Annotated in this window: 26 protein-coding genes; 22 read left to right on the top strand and 4 right to left on the bottom strand. The window is 50.0% G+C overall.

Annotated elements, in window-relative coordinates:
* The first annotated feature begins 39 nt into the window (after nucleotides 1–39).
* Nucleotides 40–963: a glyoxylate/hydroxypyruvate reductase A gene (locus JJU14_RS09865; protein WP_228613045.1), complete on the top strand. Its 924-nt coding sequence runs from the start codon at nucleotides 40–42 to the stop codon at nucleotides 961–963.
* 314 nt (nucleotides 964–1,277) lie between these two features.
* Here the strand turns inward: JJU14_RS09865 and smrA are convergent, their stop codons facing one another.
* Both smrA and JJU14_RS09855 read right to left on the bottom strand, forming a co-directional pair.
* Nucleotides 1,278–1,859: a DNA endonuclease SmrA gene (gene smrA, locus JJU14_RS09860; RefSeq protein ID WP_228613043.1), complete on the bottom strand. Its 582-nt coding sequence runs from the start codon at nucleotides 1,857–1,859 to the stop codon at nucleotides 1,278–1,280.
* 59 nt (nucleotides 1,860–1,918) lie between these two features.
* Nucleotides 1,919–2,254, bottom strand: coding sequence for a hypothetical protein (locus JJU14_RS09855; protein ID WP_228613041.1), 336 nt, complete (start codon nucleotides 2,252–2,254; stop codon nucleotides 1,919–1,921).
* Nucleotides 2,255–2,475: 221 nt separating this feature from the next.
* Between JJU14_RS09855 and JJU14_RS09850 the strand changes: the two genes are divergently transcribed.
* Both JJU14_RS09850 and JJU14_RS09845 read left to right on the top strand, forming a co-directional pair.
* Nucleotides 2,476–2,847: a response regulator gene (locus JJU14_RS09850; protein ID WP_228613039.1), complete on the top strand. Its 372-nt coding sequence runs from the start codon at nucleotides 2,476–2,478 to the stop codon at nucleotides 2,845–2,847.
* 124 nt (nucleotides 2,848–2,971) lie between these two features.
* The gene (locus tag JJU14_RS09845; RefSeq protein ID WP_228613037.1) at nucleotides 2,972–3,265 is read left to right on the top strand and encodes a metalloregulator ArsR/SmtB family transcription factor; all 294 of its coding nucleotides are present in this window, start codon (nucleotides 2,972–2,974) and stop codon (nucleotides 3,263–3,265) included.
* 91 nt (nucleotides 3,266–3,356) lie between these two features.
* Here JJU14_RS09845 and rpsT read toward each other — a convergent pair whose 3' ends face one another.
* Nucleotides 3,357–3,626: a 30S ribosomal protein S20 gene (gene rpsT, locus JJU14_RS09840; RefSeq protein WP_091344958.1), complete on the bottom strand. Its 270-nt coding sequence runs from the start codon at nucleotides 3,624–3,626 to the stop codon at nucleotides 3,357–3,359.
* A gap of 211 nt (nucleotides 3,627–3,837) precedes the next feature.
* On the opposite strand from rpsT, the gene murJ reads away from it, so the two are divergent.
* From murJ to JJU14_RS09745, 19 genes are all read left to right on the top strand, one after another.
* A complete protein-coding gene (gene murJ, locus JJU14_RS09835) occupies nucleotides 3,838–5,406 on the top strand; it encodes a murein biosynthesis integral membrane protein MurJ (protein WP_228613035.1) in 1,569 nt (522 codons plus the stop codon).
* A gap of 72 nt (nucleotides 5,407–5,478) precedes the next feature.
* Entirely contained in the window at nucleotides 5,479–6,432 is a 954-nt protein-coding gene (gene ribF / locus JJU14_RS09830; protein WP_228613033.1) for a bifunctional riboflavin kinase/FAD synthetase, read from the top strand.
* 20 nt (nucleotides 6,433–6,452) lie between these two features.
* Nucleotides 6,453–9,284: an isoleucine--tRNA ligase gene (ileS, locus tag JJU14_RS09825; RefSeq protein ID WP_228613031.1), complete on the top strand. Its 2,832-nt coding sequence runs from the start codon at nucleotides 6,453–6,455 to the stop codon at nucleotides 9,282–9,284.
* On the top strand, nucleotides 9,284–9,790 hold the full coding sequence (lspA, locus tag JJU14_RS09820) for a signal peptidase II (RefSeq protein ID WP_228613030.1): 507 nt from the start codon (nucleotides 9,284–9,286) through the stop codon (nucleotides 9,788–9,790). Before ileS ends, lspA begins: the two co-directional genes overlap by 1 nt.
* A complete protein-coding gene (fkpB, locus tag JJU14_RS09815; RefSeq protein WP_228613028.1) occupies nucleotides 9,768–10,220 on the top strand; it encodes an FKBP-type peptidyl-prolyl cis-trans isomerase in 453 nt (150 codons plus the stop codon). The genes lspA and fkpB overlap by 23 nt, the downstream gene beginning before the upstream one ends.
* Entirely contained in the window at nucleotides 10,220–11,149 is a 930-nt protein-coding gene (ispH, locus tag JJU14_RS09810) for a 4-hydroxy-3-methylbut-2-enyl diphosphate reductase (RefSeq protein WP_228613026.1), read from the top strand. Before fkpB ends, ispH begins: the two co-directional genes overlap by 1 nt.
* Before the next feature lie 82 nt (nucleotides 11,150–11,231).
* A complete protein-coding gene (locus tag JJU14_RS09805; protein ID WP_228613023.1) occupies nucleotides 11,232–12,275 on the top strand; it encodes a histidine kinase in 1,044 nt (347 codons plus the stop codon).
* Nucleotides 12,272–12,982, top strand: a complete 711-nt coding sequence (locus JJU14_RS09800) for a LytTR family DNA-binding domain-containing protein (protein ID WP_228613022.1) — start codon at nucleotides 12,272–12,274, stop codon at nucleotides 12,980–12,982. The genes JJU14_RS09805 and JJU14_RS09800 overlap by 4 nt, the downstream gene beginning before the upstream one ends.
* Before the next feature lie 115 nt (nucleotides 12,983–13,097).
* Nucleotides 13,098–13,661, top strand: coding sequence for a GspH/FimT family pseudopilin (locus JJU14_RS09795; RefSeq protein WP_228613020.1), 564 nt, complete (start codon nucleotides 13,098–13,100; stop codon nucleotides 13,659–13,661).
* A gap of 13 nt (nucleotides 13,662–13,674) precedes the next feature.
* On the top strand, nucleotides 13,675–14,094 hold the full coding sequence (pilV, locus tag JJU14_RS09790) for a type IV pilus modification protein PilV (protein WP_228613018.1): 420 nt from the start codon (nucleotides 13,675–13,677) through the stop codon (nucleotides 14,092–14,094).
* Entirely contained in the window at nucleotides 14,091–15,122 is a 1,032-nt protein-coding gene (locus JJU14_RS09785; RefSeq protein WP_228613016.1) for a prepilin-type N-terminal cleavage/methylation domain-containing protein, read from the top strand. The genes pilV and JJU14_RS09785 overlap by 4 nt, the downstream gene beginning before the upstream one ends.
* Nucleotides 15,119–15,637 (top strand): PilX N-terminal domain-containing pilus assembly protein, encoded by a 519-nt coding sequence (locus tag JJU14_RS09780; RefSeq protein ID WP_228613014.1) that lies wholly within the window; start codon nucleotides 15,119–15,121, stop codon nucleotides 15,635–15,637. Before JJU14_RS09785 ends, JJU14_RS09780 begins: the two co-directional genes overlap by 4 nt.
* A gap of 18 nt (nucleotides 15,638–15,655) precedes the next feature.
* Nucleotides 15,656–19,096 (top strand): PilC/PilY family type IV pilus protein, encoded by a 3,441-nt coding sequence (locus tag JJU14_RS09775; RefSeq protein WP_228613012.1) that lies wholly within the window; start codon nucleotides 15,656–15,658, stop codon nucleotides 19,094–19,096.
* Nucleotides 19,093–19,512: a type IV pilin protein gene (locus tag JJU14_RS09770; RefSeq protein ID WP_300976209.1), complete on the top strand. Its 420-nt coding sequence runs from the start codon at nucleotides 19,093–19,095 to the stop codon at nucleotides 19,510–19,512. The genes JJU14_RS09775 and JJU14_RS09770 overlap by 4 nt, the downstream gene beginning before the upstream one ends.
* Nucleotides 19,513–19,593: 81 nt before the next feature.
* Nucleotides 19,594–20,055, top strand: a complete 462-nt coding sequence (locus JJU14_RS09765; protein WP_228613010.1) for a hypothetical protein — start codon at nucleotides 19,594–19,596, stop codon at nucleotides 20,053–20,055.
* On the top strand, nucleotides 20,052–21,017 hold the full coding sequence (locus JJU14_RS09760) for a PilW family protein (protein WP_228613008.1): 966 nt from the start codon (nucleotides 20,052–20,054) through the stop codon (nucleotides 21,015–21,017). Before JJU14_RS09765 ends, JJU14_RS09760 begins: the two co-directional genes overlap by 4 nt.
* A 3-nt stretch (nucleotides 21,018–21,020) precedes the next feature.
* Complete coding sequence (locus JJU14_RS09755) at nucleotides 21,021–21,386, top strand: hypothetical protein (protein WP_228613006.1); 366 nt, start codon at nucleotides 21,021–21,023, stop codon at nucleotides 21,384–21,386.
* Nucleotides 21,379–22,218 carry a hypothetical protein gene (locus tag JJU14_RS09750; RefSeq protein WP_228613004.1) on the top strand — a complete coding sequence of 280 codons (840 nt, stop codon included), beginning with the start codon at nucleotides 21,379–21,381 and terminating at the stop codon, nucleotides 22,216–22,218. The genes JJU14_RS09755 and JJU14_RS09750 overlap by 8 nt, the downstream gene beginning before the upstream one ends.
* The gene (locus tag JJU14_RS09745; RefSeq protein WP_228613003.1) at nucleotides 22,218–22,634 is read left to right on the top strand and encodes a type IV pilin protein; all 417 of its coding nucleotides are present in this window, start codon (nucleotides 22,218–22,220) and stop codon (nucleotides 22,632–22,634) included. The genes JJU14_RS09750 and JJU14_RS09745 overlap by 1 nt, the downstream gene beginning before the upstream one ends.
* Before the next feature lie 21 nt (nucleotides 22,635–22,655).
* Here JJU14_RS09745 and JJU14_RS09740 read toward each other — a convergent pair whose 3' ends face one another.
* Complete coding sequence (locus tag JJU14_RS09740; protein WP_228613001.1) at nucleotides 22,656–23,150, bottom strand: GspH/FimT family pseudopilin; 495 nt, start codon at nucleotides 23,148–23,150, stop codon at nucleotides 22,656–22,658.
* Between the last annotated feature and the right edge of the window lie 9 nt (nucleotides 23,151–23,159).

The raw sequence follows: 23,159 nt of genomic DNA, 5'->3' as shown, positions 1-23,159 counted from the left end.
GTGACAATGCCCTGAAACTTTTATGACAGTGAGCCTTTTATGTCTTCAATTGCCCTGGTTATCCCAGATAGGGATCTGAGCCGCTTGGTTGCAGCTTTGCAACTCCACTTGCCTGAGGTTGTGATAGAGCAATGGCCGGACATTCAGCAGCCAGAGCAGGTCGAGTTTGTCGTGGTATGGAAGCAGCCTGCAGGAAGTTTGCAACATTTTCCAGCGTTAAAAGCGATTCAAAGTTATGGAGCCGGAGTGGACTCAATTTTACGTGATCTGCAATTACCATCTTTGCCGATCAGCCGCATTGTGGATCCTATGCTGGCTACAGCAATGGTCCGTTATCTGGATACGATGGTTCGGATGTATCAGTTGCGGTTGGATCAATTCGCGCGTCAGCAGCAACTAGCGCAGTGGCGACCCAAAGGCCCCCGTAAGCTCACTTCCATTGCGGTGCTCGGTTTGGGTGAGTTGGGTCAGGCTGTTGCAGCGCATTTTGTTGCGGAGGGCCTTACCGTCACGGGCTGGGCCAGAACCTTAAAGCAATTGCCAGGCGTGCAATGTTTTGCCGGGATGGATAGCTTCGCGGCGGCTGTGACCGATGCGGACTTGGTGATTTGCTTATTACCACTAACCTCGACTACGGAAGCTTTACTGAATCAGCAACATTTGGCCATGTTCAAAGCTGGTGCCATTTTGATCAATGTTGCCCGCGGTGCCATTGTTGATGAGCGTGCCTTGCTGGCCGCACTTGATAGTGGGCAGCTGGAGGCTGCCTGCCTGGATGTCTTTAGTCAGGAACCCTTACCGGCGGCGCATCCTTTCTGGTCTCATCCCAAAGTAACCGTCACGCCCCATATTTCTGCAGTCACGAATATAGACACAGCAGCCCGGCAGATTGCTGAAAATTATCAACGTAGTCAGCGTGGTCAGCCTTTGTTACACCCAGTTGATTTAAGCAAAGAATATTGAGCGTTAAAATAACTGTATAAAAACACACCTGTTGTAAATAAACTACAAGTTGTCTACACTAAGCGACAGCTTAAGAAGTTAAGCTAACTTGCTCACAACAATAAAAAATTAAGCGCTGAGGTAATCTTTATGAGTAAAGCGTCCAGTCGTGGTTTTGGCTTTACCGCAATTGTCATTGTTGTTTGTCTGATGGCACTATCAGCATTTTTGACGAAAGCTGAAGCCTGCTGCTTCCTTTGTTGAAGCCAGGAATGGATGGTTAAGGATGATCAAAAAACCCCGATTTATCGGGGTTTTCCTTTTTATTCAGATAGTTAAATTCGTTTGCTGTGGCGCTCTCTGTTATCGCGCTTTTGCTGTTGGTTCTTTTGTAGCAGCACATAACTAGCTGCGTAACCACCATGATGGCGTTGCGCGGTATGGCAAGCGAGTACTTCTGGGATCTGACTGAGCCACTTTGCGCAATAACTTTTCAAAATAGCTGGATGCGGTTTACTGTGACGGCCCATGCCGTGATGGATTAATAAAGTACGAATACCGCGTTGATGGCAATCCTGAATGAAGTCGAATAATTGCTTTCGAGCTAGCTGTAGGTTTTTGCCGAGCAAATTTAGCGTTGCATCCAATTGGTATTTACCAAGACGCAGGTTGCGATATACACCTTCTTGTACGCCATCTTTTTTGTAGGCAATCAGATCGTCCGGTTTGATAAGATCCACGTACTCCATGCTCAGGTAATTGGGATCAAACTCCATCTCTTGTTCAGCAGCTTCGCGCCTGGCCAATTGAGCCAGTGAAGGCTGAAATTCAGCCGTTTCCGGGACAATTTCATCATGCTGCAAAGGCCGTACACCGGCCATTTCTTTCAGGAAGTCATCCAACTCATCCGTCGACACAGCTCAACCCGATAATTCAGTTCGTGATGAGAGCAGTATACGCTGTCTGACCGCAGACGTCATGCCGCAGTTACGGCATCCGGATTGACGCGAGTGGTGGTAACTTGCAATGGCTCCGCTGTCACTGTGGTTTCAACATCAGGTTCGGCAGCCATCAGTTGGTTGGTTTTGTGGCGCTGCCAGGCAAATAAGCCTAAATAATAAGCATTGATCAGCAATACCAGTAAATTGGAAATCACGCCTTGAGGGATGGCAATAAACAGATAATAAACAAACATCAATGCACAGCCAACCAGAGTCGCTAGCCGAAGCCAGAACACATCTTTGATAAAGAAGGCACCAATACAGATAGCCAGACCAATCCAGCTAATCACATCGTATACCATGGCTTCCATTAGTTCCTCCTGAAAAGCTGCACCGAATGCGCGCATTATCTGAGCAAGTCAGGTTTTACTCAACTGAGTAATTTTGCTTGATTTCAATTAATAAAACTAATGAATATTCCTTGGTCTGCACATGGATTAGTTGTAGGCTGTGTCTACTTTTGATACTATTCACCATTGAAATGGATGCAACGCACAGGCGGCAAGCCTGATAGAGCAAGAAAGGGTAATGGATGACCAAATCGACACTGCGCGTCTTGATTGTAGATGATGTGGCTGCTGTGCGCAGTTATCTCAAACAGATCTTAGTAAGCTTGGGGGTTCCGGATATTCTCGAAGCCGCTGATGGTGCCGAAGCCGCATCGCTTTATGATCGTCTGCAGCCTCAGCTGGTATTTTTGGATATCCAACTGCCAGATATTAATGGCAAAGAATTGTTGCGCCAGTTTAAGTCCATCAACAAATCCAGTCATATTGTGATGGTGTCGGCATTTTCAAGTGTTGAAAACCTGCGCGATAGTATAGCCGCAGGTGCTAATGCCTTTGTGGTGAAACCATTCTCCGTGAAACGTATCAGCCATTTGGTTCAACCTTATCTGAATTAATTTTACATTTATCGCAATTAAAATGCATATCATGCAACTTTTTGTAAAGTGACAAGCGAATTACTTGTGAATTTTCTGTCGTCAGGTGATAATAAGCCGTCTAGACATTTAGGTGTAAAAGAATATGAACTTACAAGAAATGCGGAAAAACTCCGCCAAGGCTGCTAAGTTACTGAAAGCCATCTCCAACGAGCGTCGTTTGCTTATCTTGTGTTATTTGCTGGAGGGTGAAATGTCCGTCGGTGAGATGAATGATCGGTTGGAACTCAGTCAGTCAGCCTTATCACAGCATCTGGCGTTGCTACGTCGCAATCAACTGGTAAAAACCCGTAAAGAAGCACAAACTGTCTTTTATCGCATTGAAAGTGATGAAGTGAAAGCGGTGATGAAAGTACTGCACGATCTGTATTGCGCCTGAGGGGTGTCAGCTCAACATGCTGTGAACCGGCACACCGGTTCACAGACACAAAAAAACCGGCTTAATAGCCGGTTTCTTGTATCTACTGCAATTAAGCAGCAGACAGCCCTTTGATGTGGGCATTCAGGCGCGACTTATGGCGAGCGGCTTTGTTCTTATGGATCAGACCTTTGTCTGCCATACGATCCAAAACTGGCACCATTTTCTTAAATGCATCCTGAGCAGCGGTGGCATCACTCACCAGCACAGCCGCATAGGTTTTTTTGATAAAAGTACGCATCATTGAACGCTGGCTGGCATTATGCTTACGGCGTTTTTCAGATTGAATTGCGCGCTTCTTAGCAGACTTGATGTTAGCCAAGGTAACACTCCTAAAACTAGATAAACCGGACTCTTTAAAGGCCGCATAATATGCCTACTTTACCAGCGCTTGTCAAATGGTTTATCAGGGCTTGTGTTGGCTTCTTGCATATCATTTAAACCAGTTGCTGAATTTAGTACTGGTATTTGCGTGCCGCTACAGGTGAAAATAGCCAGTAGCGATGATAAACCACTGAAACAGAGGATGGCCGGTGGCTGAAAAGTTATTAAAGTCAGGCATTATTGTCAGCAGCATGACGCTGATTTCAAGGGTTTTGGGTTTACTGCGTGATGTGGTGATTGCTGCTTTTGTCGGCGCCGGGGCTGCCGCTGATGCCTTTTTCTTTGCCAATCGTATTCCTAACTTCTTGCGGCGTTTATTTGCTGAAGGTGCTTTTGCCCAAGCCTTTGTCCCGGTGCTTAGCGAGGTAAAAGCGCAGCATGGGGACGATGCTGTGCGTGAACTGGTTGCTAAGGTGGCCGGCACTTTGGGGGTGATCGTCATTTTGGTCACCTTATTCGGTGTATTAGCATCGCCATTAGTGGCCATGTTGTTTGGCATGGGCTGGTTTATCGAGTGGTTGCAAGGCGGTCCGGATGCCGAGCGTTTTGAGCTGGCCAGCCTGATGCTGAAAATTACCTTCCCGTATCTGTTTTTTGTCAGCCTGGTGGCACTTTCCGGTGCGGTGCTCAATACCTACAATAAATTCGCTGTCGCTGCTTTTACCCCCGTTTTCTTGAATATTGCCATCATCGTCGCAGCGGTATACACCGCAGACTGGTTCCATGAGCCTGCGCTGGCGCTGGCATGGGGGGTATTCTTCGGTGGTTTGATTCAACTATTGTTCCAGTTGCCGTTTTTGGCCAGAGCTGGGGTTTTAGTACGGCCGCGTTGGGGCTGGCGCGATCCCGGGGTGGTGAAAATCCGGACTCTGATGTTGCCTGCCATCTTCGGTGTCTCGGTTAGTCAAATCAATCTGTTGCTGGATACGGTGATCGCTTCCTTTTTATTGACTGGTGCTGTCAGTTGGTTGTACTACTCGGATCGTTTGCTGGAATTTCCACTTGGCTTGTTCGGTATTGCCATTGCAACCGTTATTCTGCCGACCTTATCGCGTATGCATGCCAATGCCAGCATGCATGAATTTCGTGCCACCCTGGATTGGGCGCTGCGCTTTATTGCTTTGTTTGGCCTGCCAGCAATGGCGGCTTTGATGGTGCTTGGTAAGCCTATTATCGCGGTGCTATTTATGCGCGGTGAGTTCACGGCATTGGATGTGGATAAAGTATCCTACAGCCTGTTTGCCTACGCCTGCGGTTTGTTCAGTTTTATGCTGATTAAAATTTTGGCACCGGCTTACTATGCCCGTCAGGATATGAAAACACCGGTACGCATTGGCATCATTGCCATGGTCGCTAACATGGGGCTGAACCTGTTGTTGGCTCCCTTTCTCAGTTATGTCGGATTGGCGCTGGCCACAGCGCTGTCGGCCAGCCTGAACGCCTTCTTACTCTATCGGGGCCTTAAAGCCATTGGGGTCTATCAGATTTCGAGTTTCAGTCTGTGGTTTTTGGTACGAGTTGTGGCTGCAAGCTTTAGCATGGCAGCTCTGTTGTGGTGGTGGTTGCCAGAGATGGCCTATTGGTATCAGCAAAGTACCGGTTGGCAGCTGCAACAATTGTTGCTGACCTGTACGCTTGGCGCCACAAGTTACTTTGCGTTACTGGCTTTGTTCGGAGGGCGGCCAGGCCATATCCGCCGGCAGCGTCATACAGGATGAAAAACCACGCATTAGCAGGTATAATCGCCTGCTTATTGCACCTGGGTGCGGGTTAGAGCGGTTAAGGCAGGCATGGAGTTTATTCGCGGTTTACACAACATCAAAGCGGAGCATCGTGGCTGCGTGCTGACCATTGGCAATTTTGATGGTGTGCACCTGGGGCATCAGGCCGTGCTGGCTCAATTGATCCGGGTGGCAAAGCAGCGTCAACTGCCATCCTGCGTGATGGTGTTTGAGCCTCAGCCGCTGGAGCTGTTTGCCCCCGACAAAGCGCCGGCAAGGTTAAGCCGGTTGCGGGAAAAATACCTTGGCCTGGCCAGGCTGGGTATTGATCGTTTGTTGTGTGTCAATTTTAATCGACGTTTTGCTGATCTGGCGCCGGATTACTTTGTAGAGCAGCTCCTGCTGCAACAATTGGGTGTGCAGCACTTGATCGTCGGTGATGATTTTTGTTTTGGCAAGAACCGTGCCGGTAATTATGCTTTGTTGCAACAGGAGGCGGCACGTTTTCAGTTTGGTCTGACCCCAACTGCCAGTCTGAAGCAACAGACGCAACGCATTAGCAGTACGGCCATTCGCCAGGCGTTGGCCGCTGACGATTTAATATTGGCAGAGGCCATGTTGGGCAGGCCATTTTCGTTAACCGGTAAGGTACGGCATGGCCGGCAGCTTGGGCGGCAACTGGGTTTTCCTACCGCCAATGTCTGGTTGTACCGCAAAAAACTGCCGGTGCATGGCGTCTATGCGATAGAGGCCATCACTGATTTGGGACGCTATCAGGGTGTGGCCAATATCGGTTCACGGCCAACGGTGTCGGGTAAAACCGAACAACTAGAAGCACACTTATTTGATTTTAAAGATGATTTGTACGGTAGCCAAATTGAAGTATTGTTACGGCAGAAGCTGCGTAACGAGCAGAGCTTTGCCAGTATCGAAGCACTGCAGCAACAAATTCAGCGGGACGCCGAAGCGGCCCGCGCCTATTTTCAGTCGTCAGCCTCAGAGCAGGTTGAAGCCAATCAATAACGATGACGGACGAATAACGGATGAGTGACTACAAGCATACCCTGAACCTGCCGGAAACCGAGTTTGCTATGCGTGGAAATTTGGCGCAGCGTGAGCCAGCGATGCTGGCCGAGTGGCAACAAGACGGGCTTTACCAGCAAATTCGTGCCGCTAAACAGGGCAAGCCGCAATTTATTTTGCACGATGGTCCCCCTTATGCCAACGGCAGCATCCATATCGGCCATGCGGTCAACAAAATCCTGAAAGACATGATCGTCAAAGCTAAAACCTTGTCTGACTTTGATGCGCCCTATATCCCCGGCTGGGATTGCCATGGTCTGCCCATTGAATTGGTGGTGGAAAAGAAATATGGCAAGCCGGGTGTGAAATTAAGCGATGCTGAGTTTCGGCAAAAGTGCCGTGAGTACGCCGCCTCGCAAATCGAAGCACAAAAAGTCGACTTTGTCCGGCTGGGTGTGCTTGGCGACTGGGACAATCCCTACCGCACCATGGATTATGATTTTGAAGCCAATATTATTCGCTCGCTGAGCAAAATCATCGAGAATGGCCATTTGCAGCAAGGCTTTAAGCCGGTGCACTGGTGTACTGATTGTGGCTCGGCATTGGCTGAAGCCGAAGTTGAGTATCAAGACAAAACCTCACCGGCCATTGATGTGCGTTTTAAGCTGGTGGACGAAGTCGTGGTGGATCGCTTTGATCACCCGGAGGAACACCGAGGCCAGGGCCCGGTTTCTGTGGTGATCTGGACTACCACTCCCTGGACCATTCCTGCCAACCGCGCAGTCGCCGTGCACGCCGACCTGGATTACAGCCTGATCCAGGTGGAGCAGGGCGAGCATGGCCTGGAGCGCCTGATTGTTGCCACTGATTTGGTGACGGATGTAATGGCGCGGGCGGGGATTGAGCATTACCATGCCCTTGGTTTTTGCAAAGGCAAGCAGCTGGAGCTGGTGGCTTTAAAGCACCCGCTGTATGACTTTGAAGTGCCAGTGATTCTGGGTGAGCACGTTACCACAGACTCGGGTACCGGTTGCGTTCACACCGCACCAGGCCACGGCCAGGAAGATTTCGTGGTCGGGCAAAAATACGGTTTGGAAGTCGCCAATCCGGTCGGCGCCAACGGTGTCTACTTACCGGACACACCACTATTTGCCGGCCAGCATGTGTTTAAAGCCAACGACTCCGTGGTGGACGCACTCAAAGAGCGCCAGGCTTTATTGGTGCACAAAGCCTACCAGCACAGCTACCCGCATTGCTGGCGTCACAAAACGCCGATTATTTTCCGTGCTACCCCACAGTGGTTTATCAGCATGGAGCAGCAAGGCTTACGGGCTACTTCGTTGCAGGAAATTGCCAACACCCGCTGGGTACCGGATTGGGGGCAAAGTCGGATTGAGAAAATGGTCGCTGGCCGGCCAGACTGGTGTATTTCCCGTCAGCGCACCTGGGGTGTGCCGATCGCGCTTTTTGTTGATAAAGACACCGGTGCCTTGCATCCAAATACTGCAGCGCTGATGGAGCAGGTGGCGCAAAAGGTCGAGCAGCACGGCATTCAGGCCTGGTTTGATTTAAAGCCGGAAGAATTGCTAAGTGCGGAAGATGCCAGCTGTTATGTCAAAGTGAAAGATACATTGGATGTCTGGTTTGACTCAGGCGTGACCCATGCCTGTGTGGTCGATGCCAGAGCCGAGTTTCAGGGCGCGACCCAAGCCGACTTGTACCTGGAAGGTTCCGATCAGCATCGCGGCTGGTTTATGTCATCGCTGATGACCGGTGTTGGCATTAAAAACCATGCGCCATACAAACAAGTGCTGACGCATGGTTTTACCGTCGATGGTCAGGGCCGCAAAATGTCCAAGTCGCTAGGTAATGTGGTGTCGCCGCAACAGGTGATGAACAAGCTAGGCGCGGATATCCTGCGGCTTTGGGTGGCCACCGCCGATTACACCTCGGAAATGACGGTGTCGGATGAGATCTTAAATCGGGCGGCCGATAAATACCGCCGTATCCGCAATACTGCCCGCTTCTTACTGGCCAACCTGAATGGTTTTGACCCTGCGACCGATCAGCTGCCGTTTCATGAACTGGTGGAGCTGGATCTCTGGATGGTTAACCGGGCAGCGCAGCTGCAAACGGAAATCATCGAGGCCTATGATCAGTACCAGTTCCACCAGGTTAGTCAGAAGCTGATGAACTTCTGTACCATCGAGCTGGGTAGTTTCTATCTGGATGTGATCAAAGACCGGCAATACACCGCCAAAGCGGATAGCCAGGCCAGACGCTCCTGTCAAACGGCGATGTACCATATTGTGCAGGCTCTGGTGCGCTGGATGGCGCCTATTATGAGCTTCACGGCGCAGGAGATCTGGCAGCAACTGCCCGCTCAGCCGCAGCCTTATGTGTTTATGGATATCTGGTACCCCGGGCTTGCGCAGGTGCCCGCCGGTCGTTTTGACAATACGTTCTGGCAGCAACTGCTGCAAGTGCGTGATGAAGTCAACCGGGTGCTGGAAAAAGCCCGTAAGCAAGAGCTGATCGGTGCATCATTGCAAGCCGAAGTGACTTTATACACCACCGCTGCATTGGCGGCACAATTGCAGCAGTTGCAGGATGAGCTGCGCTTTGTGCTGATCACCAGTACGGCGACCGTTAGCAGCGATGCGGCACCAGCAGAAGCGATTGAAACAGAAATCGCCGGTCTGAAGGTGCTGGTGCAGGCCAGCAGTGCGGTTAAATGTGAGCGTTGTTGGCACTATCGCCATGATGTGGGCGCTGATGCAGCGCATCCGACCATCTGTCTGCGCTGTGTTGATAACGTCAGCGGTGCCGGAGAGCAGAGGGAGTTTGCCTGATGCGGTTGCTTCAGCAAACCGGCTGGGCTTTCTGGTGGCTGGCACTGCTGGTACTGGTGTTGGATCAAGTGACCAAGCAGTGGGTGCATCACAGCATGGCCCTGTACGATTCGATTCAACTGTTGCCGTTTTTTAATCTGACCTATGTACGGAATCCGGGCGCCGCTTTTTCGTTTTTAAGCGATGCCGGTGGCTGGCAACGCTGGTTTTTTACCATAGTCGCTATAGTCATTATTGCTGTGCTTAGTGTTTGGCTAACACGGCTCAGTGCCAAAGCCAGCAAACTGACCATTGGCCTGAACCTGATTATAGGCGGTGCTATCGGCAATTTAATCGATCGCCTGTGGCACGGTTATGTAATCGACTTTTTTCATTTTTATTATCAAAACTGGCATTATCCGGCTTTTAACATTGCCGATTCGGCCATCGTGATTGGCGCTGGTTTATTGATATGGGACAGTTTCAGCAATCAGGAGCAGGGCCATGACCACGCCAAACCCCGGTAAACAACCGATTAGTGCCGACAGCGCCGTGATTTTTCATGTGGATATCACGTTGTCCGATGGCAGCGCGGCTGAAAGTACCCGGGTGCACAACAAACCGGCCCGCATGCGGATGGGTGATGGCAGTGTCTCCCCAGCTTTTGAAGCCCAATTACTGGGCAAAGTTGCCGGTGACAAGCTGACGTTCACGCTGGCACCGGAGGATGCCTATGGCCAACCGAATCCGGATAATATTTACTACCTGGATCGCAGCAAGTTTAGCAGTGACAGCCCGGCCGAAGTCGGCATGATCATTGGTTTTACTATGCCGGATGGTTCTGAGTTGCCGGGCCTGATCCGCGAGGTTGCCGGTCAGTCGGTGACCGTCGATTTTAATCATCCGCTGGCAGGTCAGACCTTGACTTTCCAGCTGGAAATTCTGGAGGTGCAGTGATGGATATTTTACTGGCCAACCCGAGAGGCTTTTGCGCCGGGGTCGATCGTGCCATCAGCATCGTCGAGCGGGCACTGGAATTGTACGATCACCCGATTTACGTCCGCCATGAAGTGGTGCACAACAAGTTTGTGGTGGATGGCCTACGCCGGCGTGGTGCCGTCTTTGTTGATGAATTGCATGAAGTACCGGATGGCCAGATTGTGATTTTCAGTGCCCACGGTGTGTCGCAAGTAGTGCGTCAACAGGCCAAAGATCGGGGCCTGAAAGTGTTTGATGCCACCTGTCCGCTGGTTACCAAGGTGCATATGGAAGTCACCCGGGCCAGTCGAAAAGGCATTGAGTGCATTCTGATTGGCCATGCCGGCCACCCGGAAGTGGAAGGCACCATGGGCCAGTACGACAACCCGCAAGGCGGTATTTACCTGGTGGAATCGGTGGAAGATGTGCAAAAGCTGCAAGTGAAAAATCCACAGCAGCTGTGTTTCAGTAGCCAGACCACCTTATCTGTCGATGATACCGCTGATGTGATAGAAGCTCTGCGCCAGCGTTTTCCGGATATTGAAGGGCCGCGCAAAGACGACATCTGCTACGCCACGCAAAACCGTCAGGATGCGGTACGGGAGCTGGCCGGTAAAGCCGAACTGTTACTGGTGGTAGGGGCTAAAAACAGCAGCAATTCCAATCGTCTGCGTGAGCTGGCTGAGAAAATGGGCGCCAAAGCTTTCCTGATTGATACCGCTGATGATATCCAGCAAAGCTGGCTGGATGGTATGGAGCGGGTAGCAGTCACTGCAGGCGCTTCTGCCCCTGAGGTATTGGTACAGCAAGTGGTAGCAAAACTACAAAGCTGGGGTGGCCGCACCGTGACAGAGCATCCTGGCCGTGAGGAAAACATCGTCTTTGCGATTCCTGCAGAGCTGCGGTAATCAATTCGTAGTAAGACAAAGCTGGTGTTAACGCATTGACAGCGCTATAGTTTGTTGTAAACCAAGTGACTGCAGTGTTGCAATGAATCCAAGCCCGTCTATATCCAACCCTATGCTATTACCAGCATTCTGCCAGAATAGAGGTATTCTGGCAGTGGTTGTGCTGGCACAGGCTGTGGCCATTGTGCTTGCTTTCGCTCCAGGAACTGCGGGTGACCCTTGGTTGCGACTTGGTGTGATCAGCTTATTCGTGCAATGGGTAAGCTTGCTCAGTATGGCGCTAATTTGCAGATTACGTCCATGGTTGACGCAATTTAGCGCATTGCTGCAAGGTGTCTTGGTGTTGGTAGTGCTGCTGGCTTTTACCTTGCTAGTCAGCTTTCTGGCTTTTTTGTTTTTGACAGGGCATGGTTGGCAATCCTATACCTCGCCTTTCTATTTTATGCTGACCAACGCCTTGATTGCCTTCATTGTTGGGCTTTTAGCCATTCAATTCAGTGTGATGCATGCCGAACGTAGCATGCGCATAGCGGCCCAGTCCAGAGCGGAACTGGATGCGCTGCAGGCCCGGATCCGACCTCACTTCCTGTTTAACAGTTTGAATACAACGGCTGAATTAATCCATCAGGATCCCAAGGCTGCGGAGCAGGCTTTGTTGGACTTATCGGCGTTATTTCGGGCGGCTATGCAGGCTGGAGGGCAGACAACGTTAGCGCACGAATTGGCGTTAGCACGTCAGTATTTATCGCTGGAACACTGGCGACTGGGTTCTCGTTTACAAGTGCATTGGCAGCTGGGTCAAGCGCTACCTGAGGTTATGATGCCAGTACTGACTCTGCAGCCTTTACTGGAAAATGCGATCTACCACGGCATTGAGCCAAATCGTCAGGGAGGGAAAATTTGCATTGAGCTGGTGCCCGGTAATCAGGCGGTTACTCTACTTATTACCAACACCCTGTCACAGCAGAACCGATCCAGCAAAGGCAATGGTATTGCGCTGGAAAATATTCGCCAACGTCTGGCCTTACTCTATGAAGATCAGGCAAAGCTGCACTGCAGCAGGACAGAGGCTGAGTTTCGTGTCAAGCTGGTTCTGCCGAAAAATCAGCCGGAGATAGTGGCATGAAATTTTTACTGGTGGATGATGAGCCTTTGGCGCGTGCCAGGCTAAAGCGTTTGATGCTTGCCCACAATGATTTCGTGTTAGTTGGTGAGGCGGAAGATGGTGAGCAGGCGTTGCAATTATCAGCGCAGCATCAACCGGATTTGGTACTGCTGGATATTGAAATGCCGAATCTGACAGGTCTTGAGGTTGCGAAGGCATTATCACAACAGCCAATACCGCCGGCGCTGGTGTTTGTGACGGCTCATCCACAGCATGCGCTGGATGCGTTGCAAGTGGCAGCCGCGGGCTATCTGGTGAAGCCGGTAGAAGCAGACGCTTTGGCCGAGGTTCTACAGCGCATAGGTAAGTTAACCCGGGCACAGCTTGAAACGCAAAAAGAGAGTGTCATCAGCTACCAGCTGGCAGGCTGTTTGCGGCAGGTACCACTGTCTGCTGTGCTGTATCTGGTGGCTGAAGATAAGTATGTCCGTTTGGTCTCAGAGCAGGGTGAAGCATTGCTGGAGCAAAGTCTGCGTCAATTGGAGCAACGCTATCCTCAGTTACTGCGTATTCACCGTAAAGTTTTGATCAATCGCCAGCATTTTGTTGCTTTGCATCAAAATACGCAGGGCTATCAGGTGGAGCTGGCCGGATGTGCGCAACGTCTGGATGTGAGTCGCCGCGAAGCGACCCGCCTAAAGCAATTACTGCAACAAACCACATTGTGATCTACTAAGTCTGAACCGTTTATCGGCAGGTCACACCGCTTATCTGCTAAAGCTGGTAATTTGTCAGTGACTTATTAAGCTAATAGCATCCGTTATTATCTACGTTGAACTGCCTATGCTTGCTGTCGAATCTGGCAAAGAAACTGGCTTTACCCTGATTGAGTTGATGGTCACTGTGGCTGTGATGGCGATTGTACTGACAGTTGCAATCCCTTCTTTTACCAATCTCATTAATGGCAATCGTCTTACCAGCCAGGCGAATGAATTACTGAGTGCGCTTAGCTATGCGCGCAGTGAGGCTATCCGACGCAATGCGGATGTTATTTTCTGCCATAGTCAGGATGGCACCAGTTGTTCAGCACCGGCAGGAGGCAACTGGCAGGGGTGGATCTTATTTGCGAATGCAGATCCATCTACCGTCATCGCTGCTGGTCGGTTGCATGGTCAGTTACGTACTTTATCAAGCTCTAACCTAACCAATGCTGCTTTTAGCTTGCGCTACAACGCTCAGGGATTCATTCGCCAGGCGGGTAACAATAATTTACTGAGTGGCTCCATCCGGGTTTGTCATCCATCTGGTATTCCAGAGCAAAATGCGCGGGATGTGCGCTTTATTTCTGGTGGACGCGCCACTGTTACCTCAGCTAGTAGCCCTGCCTGTGCTACTCCGGACAACTGAAGGAGCGATATCCATGCAGTGCAAAAAATTTCAGAGTGGCGTCAGTTTACTGGAAGTCATGATTGCCATGTTGGTCTTGGGTATTGGCTTACTTGGAGTTGCGGCTTTACAGGCGAGCTCAGTCCGAAACACCCAGAACTCCTACGAGAGAACCATGGCAATCGTAATGGTTGACTCCGTAATTGAGAGTATTCGGGCGAATCCTAATGCAGCACCGGGTGCTTATGCGATGAGTGATTGCAGCCCTGCATCCGGTGGTTTGATTGCAGAACAGCTGACACACTGGGTAACCCGGCTAAAGCAAGAGCTCGGTGATAGCGTTCAGTGCTCCATCGTATTTAACACGGATCGCTATGTGGTGGAAATTAGTTGGAAAGATGAACGTCAGTCTGATACGACAGAAACCCTGATCCGAACGGCGGTGGTACTATGAAAAGAGCGAGCTCATTCGATGCAGTAAAAAGCCAAAGTGGCCTGACTTTGGTCGAGCTGATGATTGCTATGCTATTAGGGCTGATTTTGGTAGGTGGTGTCACTGGGGTTTTTCTATCGGCGCAGCAAACGTACCGTGTCAATGACAGCCTCAACCGGATGCAGGATGGTTTTCGCGTCGGTTTTCAATTACTTACCAGAGACATACGCAATGCTGGCAGCTCAGGTTGTACCAACAATGGTCGAGTAGTTAACGTTCTTGCAGGCAACGCTTGGTGGGCCGACTGGGGGGGAAGTAACTTTATTGCTTATGATGGGGATGCTACTCATCCAGGTGTTGCTTTTGGAGATGCGATTGGGGATAGGGTGCAAGGAACCTCTGCGATTCAGATGATGTATTCTCTCAGTGATGGCGATGAAGCCATTGCGATTGAGCATGTACCGTCTGGCGTAAATGCAAGCTTCCGAATAGCCCCAGGTGCCAATATTGCTCAGGGCGACATTATTATGGTGTGTGATCAGTCACAATCGACTATTTTTCAGGTATCCAATATAACCGGATCTGGTGGTACTAATGTGATTCATAATACCGGGGGAACGGTTTCGCCCGGTAACTGTACCAATCGACTAGGCTTTCCTGGGCCTACCAGCTGCAGCGCGGCCTCAGGTTCGGCCTATGTTTTTCCACCTAACGCCGTCTTGTCAAAATTTGAATCTGTCTCCTGGTTTGTAGGTAACAACGGCCGGCCTGAAACAGGTGGTCGCTCTCTATACCGCACCTGGGTTGAGCGTGGTGTTGTAATTAGAGAAGAGGTGATTGAAGGCGTACAAGATTTGCAGTTTGAATTTCTGCTACTAGGTTCGGCAAATTTTGTCGATACCGGGGCGGTTCCTTTGAATCGCTGGTTAGATGTGGTTTCAACCCGGGTGCATTTAACGGTAGAAGCTCCACACCTTAATCCTCAGGGAGGCGAACGTTTGAGTCGTACTCTGGTGCATGAAGTGGCTTTAAGGAATCCCGTACTATGAAAGCTATCCATACGCGTTTTCCACATAGCACGGCACAGCAGGGTATGGCGTTAATCGTTAGCCTGTTATTGTTGCTGGCGATTACCATCATTGTGCTGGCTGCCAGTCGCGGGACAGGTCAGCAAGAGCGTATGAGTGCCAACCTCTATGATCGCGAGTTGGCGTTTCAAGCGACCGAAAGTGCGATACGGGTGGCCGAGCAATGGCTAATGAATAACCCCAATCATGATGACTTTACCGGTCTTATGGGCCGCTATCCACAACCAGACCCAAATGACCTGCCGCGCTGGCGCGATGCTGCAACCCAGTGGCAGGCCGCGGATTTAGCATTTGGCGGATTGCAACTGGATGCTGAGTTTATTATTGAAGATATGGGACGTTGGCCAGATCCACCAGATTGTGCGCGTGGCTCTACCATTCCTCCAGGTTGTTTATCACAAACTTACCGCATTACGGCACGAAGTGCCGGAGCCGATCGTGCTGGCATCATGCTGCAAGTATTGTTTCGGCGCTAACGAATACAGGAGCTAGAAATGGCCAAGTTAAAATCCAGTCAGTTGTACTGCCTTATTGCAAGCCTTGGATTGGGGTTATCGGTTGCTGAAGCTTCGGTAGCGATTTCCAATATGCCTCTGCAAACCGGGAGCGCGGTAGAACCAAACATCTTGTTTATCATTGATGACTCAGGTTCAATGATGTGGGAAACCATGCCAGATCAGTTGACGACCCATTTTGGTACTAATCTAAACAATCAATATGCTATGTGGATGTTTCCGCGCGTGGCTGGGCTCTTTGGTTCTGGGGATTACAACAACACCCGGGTAGTGCGCTTTACCGGAAATACAGCGGCGCACTTTCGCTCTCCGCACAACAACACCATGTATTACAACCCAGCCTTTACTTATCAGCCGTGGTCAAATTCAGATGGCACTTTGATGGCCAATTCCACAGCTGCTGCAGCCCCCAACCACCCTCTGGGAGGCTTTGGGACCCGGAATTTGACCGCAAACAATACTCAGTCTGCGAATTGGATCAATGAAAACGGCACTCATACCAATGAAAGCCAGACTTTTTTCCCCGCGGTCTATTACCACTACAACGGCAGTGGTAATTTGTGGTTGGAAACTAGTTACGAGCGGGTTGAAATTCGTCCAGCGAATGCGCCATTTTCGGGACATGGCCGTGAGGTCGTACATGCCGATAGTACCCGTAATCGTCCCGATTGTGCCGTTGCCAATGCTTGTACCTACGAAGAGGAAATTCAGAACTTTGCGAATTGGTATACTTACCACCGTAACCGGATTTTCGCGTCCCGGGGAGGTATAGGTCGTGCCTTTTCAGCTCAGGGAGAGAATCTGCGCGTTGGTTATGGCACCATCAATAAAGGCAGCTCTTCCATTGACGGGGTATCGACACGAACAGTGGTTCGGGGAGTGCGGCGTTTTGCCGGCGCTGACAGGGATGCGTTTTTTCATGAGCTCTACAACAGGGCCATTCCTGCTCAGGGCACTCCACTTCGGTTGGCATTGGATGGTGCTGGCCAGTACTTTTCGAGAACTGATAGTCGTGGCCCATGGGGGTTAAACCCAGGTTTTGGTACTGAACCAACCATAGAGCATCTCACCTGCCGTCAAAGCTTTAGTATTTTGATGTCGGATGGGTATTGGAATGGGGCAACACCCTCTAATATTGGCAACCAGGACAACACGGACGGCCCTATTCACAGCCGTCCTGATGGCACCACCTATCAGTACAAGGCAAAAGCACCATTTAGTGACGGTTTTTCCGATACGCTGGCCGATGTTGCTATGAAGTATTGGAAAAATGACTTACGTCCAGATTTGGATAACCGGGTGCCTACCCCAAACGATACCATTAACCCTGCTTTTTGGCAGCACATGGTGACCTACACGGTTGGTCTTGGGGTGCAGGGGGATATTGATCCTAAAACAGCATTCGATGCTATTGCAACCGGCGCCAGCATTATTTGGCCTAATCCGGCAGCTGATGGTGCTTTGAATGCAAAGATTGATGATATGCTGCATGCCGCTGTGAACAGTCGTGGTGGCTTTTTCAGTGCCAATGATCCAGATACCTTTGCCCGTGAGTTGACACGTACCTTAAATAATATTGTTGATCGTGTTGGCTCTGCTTCAAATTTAGCCGGTACCACCACCTCGCTTGAAACCGATCAAATGGTGTTTCAGGGGCGGTTCCGTTCTGGCGACTGGTCTGGGGACCTATGGGGTTTTGATGCTGACGATATAGGCTCAGAGCCCAAATGGAAGGTTTCAGAGCCTTTAAATAGTAGGAATTGGGCAGGCCGTAATATCCAGTTTTTCGATGCTGGCAATCAAAAACCTTTTACCTGGGATAACTTGAACCCAACTCAAAAAGGTTGGTTGCAGTCAGAAGCTTTAGTCGATTTTATACGGGGTGATCGTTCAAAAGAGGCCAGTGTCAATCATGCCGTTTATAAATTCCGTAATCGCAGCTCCATTTTGGGTGATATTGCCCATTCCTCACCCGTCTATGTAGCAGAGCCTGAGAATCGATTTTACGATCGTTTCCAATGGGATGAGCTGAATTCTTACCGGAACTTTATCCGGGATAAAAAGGATCGTCATCCTGTCGTCTTTGTTGGCTCAAATAGCGGTATGTTGCACGCATTCTCAGCCATAAATGGTGAGGAGTTGTTTGCTTATATTCCTTCACAACTGCTGCCAAAGCTTGCTGCACTGGCAGATCCTGAGTATCTGCATGAATACTATGTCGATGGAAATGCTAGTGTGACAGACGTATTTATTGGTGGTGAGTGGCGTTCCGTCTTGGTGGGCAGTCTGGGACGCGGTGGTAATATGTTGTTTGCATTGGATGTAACCAACCCGGCAGATCCTCAGGTGATGTGGGAGTTTTCAGATGCGCGCTTAGGGACTATGGTGGGTAAGCCTGTGGTAGGGCGTCTCAAAAATGGCAATTGGGCGGTGATTACAGGTAATGGCTACAACAGCAATAATCATAAGGCAGGTTTATTCTTAATCAACATTCAAAATGGCTCTCTAATCAAGTTCATTGATACTGGAGTTGGGCAAAATAGTTTGGATGCTAGTGGCCGCACTTTATCCAATGGCCTTAGCCAAGTGGAAACCTGGGATGATGATAACGATGGCAACGTCAATTATGTGTTTGCCGGCGATTATCAAGGTAATGTTTGGAAATTTGATCTGAATCACAGCAATGTGGGCCAATGGGACTCGTACTATCGTCAAGGCAGCTCACCACGGCCCTTATTTAGCGCTGAAAATGACGAAGGTATACGGCAGAATATCTTAGGCGGCATATCCGTCGCGGCGGATCCCGATACAGGCAAACGTTGGGTCTTTTTTGGCACCGGCAGCTATTTGAGTAACGATGATCCAGCCAGTACCGATGTTCAAAGCTGGTATGGTCTGATTGATGATGGCCGTATCACCAGCCGGGCTCAGTTAACGGAGCGAAAAATAACCGAGCAAAGTCTTGCCAGTGGCCGTCAGGTCCGGGCTATTGAATCCGGTGACACCGTTACCAACAAAGGTTGGTATATTGATTTGATGGTCAATGGCCAAAAAGAAGGTGAGCGTATTGTAAATCAACCTAAAATTATTGGCCGGGCTTTGGTGGTGAACTCCATTATTCCTGATACAGATATCTGTAATCCGGGTGGCTCTGGTTTTGTCATGGCCATTGACCCCTTTAAAGGTGGACGGCTGGCGCGCAACTTCTTTGATGTGAATCAGGATGGCAGCGTGGATGATGGCGATATGATGCATGGTGATGTACCAGTCAGTGGCGTTGGTTTTAGCAGCATGCCTGGCGAGCCACTCTTTATGGGAGATGAAATGGTGGTTGGTTTAACCGATACCAGTATTGAGTCTATGTTAACTAGCTCTGGTGTGCGTAGAGGCCGGGTGTCCTGGCGGGAGATGATGAATTGAATACAAGATCATTGAGCTATCAGCGGGGTATCACCTTGGTGGAACTGATGATTGCAGTTGCGATTATCGGCATACTTGGCACTATTGCTTACCCGGCATACCAGGCTCATGTTGAGCGCTCGAATCGTACTGCAGCATCTGGTTGCCTGTATGAGTTATCGCATTTTATGGAACGACATTACACCACCAACATGACCTATGCCGGTGCTGCTTTGCCTAATGCTCAATGTCGAACGGACACAGCGGCCCGATACTCGTATACCTTGACTGAGCTTGGAACCCGTACTTATCGGTTGTCTGCGATACCTCAAGGACCACAGGCAAGTGATAATTGCGGTACCCTGACATTGAATCAGGCTGGCCAACGTGGTGCAGCGGGCGGTATGGATCCTGCGGTAGTACAACAATGTTGGTAAAAAGATAAATATAAACATTGATCTTTTGATTTTTTGTTGTAATTTTATAGTTAATGTTGGTTGACTATTGAGCATAAGGACATGCGATTACAACAAGGAATCAGCTTACTTGAAGTATTACTGGCTGTGTTACTGCTTAAAGTCTCCGTGTTAGGAGCTTTAGCAGGCCAGCTACAAGCCCGCCAAATTGTGACTGAAGCAACGCAACGTACCCAGGCGGCAGCCATGGCAGCAGACTGGGTAAATCGGATGCAAGCAACTGGCTATAGTTTTAGCCAGACTACCCCTTCGCCTGAATGCAATAACGATAACCCCTGTCCGCCAGAGTCTTTGGCCAGCTGGTTGCATCAGCAATGGCAGCAGCAATGGTGGGAAAGCTCTGGCGCTTTGGCGCAAGGGGGCTATTGCAGCCAACAGCATGCTGCTGGTACTGAGTTTGTGGTGTATTGGCATGGCCGGCAGTTGTTGACTCAAACCGCTGATAACGCCGCTTGTGGGAAAACGAGTGGCGTTATGTCATTACGACTGCAGGCGGCCTTATGACATTGATAATAAAGCGGCAGTATGGTCTTAGCCTGGTCGAGTTGATGATCGCGGCTACTCTGGCATTGAGCTTACTCGCTGTACTGCTGACAACCACCAGTAAGCAAGCACAGATGAGCCGTGAAACCATGCAGCTGGCTATGTTACAACAGCAAGGTCAGCTACTGTTAAATCTGTTGCAAACCGAGCTACAACACCTTGGTTTTTGGGCTGGCTTTCATCTGGAACAGATCCGTCGGCTGCAGGGTCCATCCGATGCTGTTATAGGTGACTGTATTCGGTTACCACTTGATAGTGGTAGTTTCCCGCAAGATGCAGCTTTATTGATCCCTCTTTATGCTGAGTTTGGCGCCGGCCATGGCCTTAGCTGTCTTGGCCATGCTGCTGAACATTCGTCTATTTTGCAGTTTAAACGCTTGTTGGCGCAGCCGTTAAGTCAATCTGAATTGAAACCGAATCGTTATTACCTTCAAGTGGATGCACACGCTATGAAACTGGTGGATAGCGATACTGCCAGCACTTCGTTGAAAACTGAGTTCTGGCCTTACCTGCATCAGTTGTTCTATGTGCAATGGCAAGGTGATATGCCGGTGTTGATGCGTAAGCGTCTGGTGCGGAGCAATAATGGTAAGCCCAGAATCCATACGGATTCAGTCATGGATGGGGTGGAAATGCTTTATTTTGAATTCGGTATCGACAGTACCTTTGACGGCAGAGCCAATTATTTTCTACCGCTGCAACAGATGCAGGCAGAACACTGGTATCAAGAGAGTGGGCGAATTGTTGCTATCAGTTATTACCTTCTACTGCGCTCGCTGGAAGCTGACCGCCAGTACCTGAACGAGCAATGGTATCCCATGGGGCAGTCTGGCTTTCAAGCGCCAGGAGATCATTACCGAAGGCTGCCATTACAGGGTACTCAGTATTTTCATAATGTGGCTTTGCAATATCAGGGAGGATAAAGCATGCAAACTGTACGAGGCTTTGCATTAATTACGGTGCTGTTATTGGCGGTGGTGATGCTGATGTTGGTCCTCGCCTTATTGCAAAGTAGTATTCTCAGTATGCGGGTCGCTGATTCTGGCCAGCAAGCCTTGCAACTGCGTCAGGAAGCCTGGCGTTTGCATATACAGCAACAAACAACCAGCGCAGGGGATGCTCTGGCTGAGCAAGTCCGTTGTCCTGCTCAATACGCAGCCTGGCAATCTGGTAGTCTCCATTGCCAGCGTTATCTGGTATTAAGCGCTCCAGAAAAAGATCTTTGGCTCAGTAGTCAGGTGGGAAGCATCCAGCTAGAGCTTAGATTGCTAGATGAGGTTCATTATGATTAGTGTAGCAATGTTGTTGCTTGCGCTGGCGACGAGCTCGGAGCCTTTGAGTTGTTTTGAACAACCACCGGTGCAAACAGACTATGAAATTACAAGTCAGGGCGTGATTTATCGTCAGGCACTGCACGGCACTCCATTGTCAGAGCCAAAAAAGGTTGCTGATCTGAGCGCATCTGGGTGGTTGTTTAGTGCGCAACATCGGGTGGTTACGACTTACTTGCCGCAAACTGCTTTTGTAGGGCAGCAACACTTTGAGCAATTGTTGTTGCTTGCTTATGATCCTATCTTGCAGTCTGAACAGTTGGTGGTAATCCGTGTGTTCCAATCACAGTCCGCGAGCTGGCAGTTTGAGCAGTTGCTGCCTTATCTGGATGATGCTGTACTGACGACTGATGAGTGGGTGGTGACTGCACTATGGCAGCAACATCAGCAAGCAGCTGGTTGGTGGCGGCCCATCACAGGTAAAGCGATCCAGATGCCAGAGCTTTATGCAGGGATTTTGTACTTACCTGTCGCCAAGTCTACTAGTGAAGCGGACTGTCCATCTTATCCATTGGATCTGAGTGTCTATATCGTTCATATGCATTCTGGTCATACGGTAGCGCCGCCGGAAACGTTGCAGCTGTCACAGCCAGGCCCGTTGCAATGGCAGTTGAAAGCAGATGGCGGCTACTTAGGACTCTGGTTGCAGCATGAAACGCAAAGCTGGTTGCTGCAGCCTCAACTGCGGCAAATTCTCGCTGATTGCTTGTTATGTACTGATACTATCGAGCAAACCGACTGGCCTAAACGGATCCCGCTGGCACATTTTTGGCTGGAAGAAGGAGCTTATTAATGGATAAACTAGGATGCAAAGAGCGAGGTATCACGCTGATTGAGCTTTGTTTGGTGGTGGTGATACTGGCTTTGCTGGCTGCGATTGCTTATCCATCCTATGTGCAGTTTGTGCTCAAAAGCCATCGGGTAGAGGCGACAGAAGCTTTGCTGACATTGGCCGCCAGGCAAGAGTTGTACTTTAGTGAGTTTCGTCGTTACACTGACTCCCTTTTGGAGCTGGGAAAGAGCGAGCCGATCACTCTTTCTGGCCGTTATCAGCTCAGTGTGCAGCTGTTTGACGATGGCATGAGCTTTTTGTTGCGAGCTCAGGCATTGGGCACGCAAAGCCAGGATACAGAATGTGCGACTTTTAGCGTAAATCAGCTGGGACAGCGTAATAGCGCTGTCCCTTATGCTGAGAGCTGCTGGCGTTAATGGCGGAGCGCATCAAATACACTATTCACCTGGGCAAGGGAATGAGTTATGTTGCAGCCGGCTGCGGCCGGCCTGATTCAGCGTTAGGGTGTAGTGCCAGTTCATACCATGCTCCGGGCAATAGCGAAAGCTGCCATTCTCAAGAGGGCCAAGGCTACCATCCCGACGAAAGCTTACCTGCTGACGGTGATAGCTGAGCTGGTGTGACGGATGTACGGCAGGTAGTTCTCGCACTGGCTGCCATTCATTGAACTGCCACTGACTGATTTGTAGTGGGTGCTGGGACCAATTATCGCTGCAGTCACTGCCGCTCACGGGGCAGATCCGAACGCTGGTTGCTTGTCCACTTGCCAGAACTCTAGCATAAGCCAGCTGCTGGCTCAGCTGTTTCATATAAGCTTCGGCACGTTGCTTACTGATGAAATTATGCCAGGAAGGTACCCCAACTGTACTGAAAATGATGATGATCAGCAGAGCCACCATCATTTCAATTAAAGTCCAACCCTTGTGTTTCATGTTGCCATC

Origin of the sequence: Alkalimonas sp. (genome assembly GCF_020831925.1) — a bacterium.
Lineage (GTDB): Bacteria > Pseudomonadota > Gammaproteobacteria > Enterobacterales > Alteromonadaceae > Alkalimonas.
Note: the sequence above shows the minus strand (reverse complement) of the source record. Positions and strands in the feature narration are given on the sequence as shown.